The sequence below is a fragment of the Candidatus Rhabdochlamydia sp. W815 genome, assembly GCF_018642185.1.
Lineage (GTDB): Bacteria > Chlamydiota > Chlamydiia > Chlamydiales > Rhabdochlamydiaceae > Rhabdochlamydia > Rhabdochlamydia oedothoracis.
On record NZ_JAAVTY010000193.1, the window covers coordinates 1 to 1,002 of the forward strand.

General features: G+C 31.9%; 1 protein-coding gene. It reads left to right on the forward strand.

From position 1 onward, the window contains the following. Positions 1 to 386: 386 nt before the first annotated feature. A complete protein-coding gene (locus RHOW815_RS08235) occupies positions 387 to 743 on the forward strand; it encodes an IS630 transposase-related protein (RefSeq protein WP_215217796.1) in 357 nt (118 codons plus the stop codon). Positions 744 to 1,002: the final 259 nt, after the last annotated feature.

The window sequence follows — 1,002 nt, forward strand, 5'->3', positions numbered from 1 at the left end:
AAGTCAGCTATCTGGCTAGGGGTCAGTTTTTTCATACTCAATAGCTTAACACAAAACAAAATATTTTTCTATCCGATTGAATCGGAACCACTATATACTCGTTTACATTCAAATTAAGAGTTTGAATGCATAAACATTTTTATATAAAAGATAACATCTTCTTGCAAGATAGAGCAATTTTTTCAAAAAAACCTAGTTATACAATTCTTAATTTGAAATCAAACTAGTATATAGTAGTGCCAATTCAAACGGCTAGCTTAACGGGGTTCAAGTCAACGACTTGAAACTTGTCGTTAATCCTATATTTTTCTATGTGATTGAATCGGAACCACTATATATAGTGAATTAAATTTATTTTTTCTTAAGTAATTTGTATAATTCAAAATATGACATACTCAAGAGATTTAAGAATAAAAGCTTTAAAATATTTAAAAAGATGTGGTTCTCCTTTAGCGGTGGCTCAGGCTTTTGGAGTTTCTCCTCGTTCTCTTCTAAATTGGAAAAAGTTAGAAAAGCAAGGCAATTTAGCTCCCAAGTTGAAGCAAAGATCACTAAGTAAACTCAATAATGAAAAGTTAAAACATTATATTCAAGAACATGCTGATGCTTATCTTAGAGAAATAGCAGAGGCATTTGGAACAACAATTTATGCATGTAAAAGATTGAAAATAACCTTAAAAAAAAGACATTTTTCTATAAAGAAAGAGATGAAAAGAAACGAGAAGAGTTTAAACAAAAGCTAGAAAATATTCCTGAAGAGAATCGAGTTTACATCGATGAAAGTGGAATTAATGAATACCTCCAATGCGAGAAAGGAAGAGGTATTCGTGGAGAAAAAATATATGGGGCTGTCTCTGGTAATCGTTTTTTCAGAGAAAGTTTTATAAAGGCGTTCAAAAGACTTTGCAGACATCCGGGAAACAATTGCGATTGCATTTTGCTGGAGCTCTTTGCCTGACAGGAATGAAGATTGTTACAGAGGAATATAAGACAGTTGATGCC

Excerpts from the sequence above, each read along its gene's own strand:
- RHOW815_RS08235 (WP_215217796.1), top strand. The coding sequence starts at position 387 with ATGACATACTCAAGAGATTTAAGAATAAAAGCTTTAAAATATTTAAAA.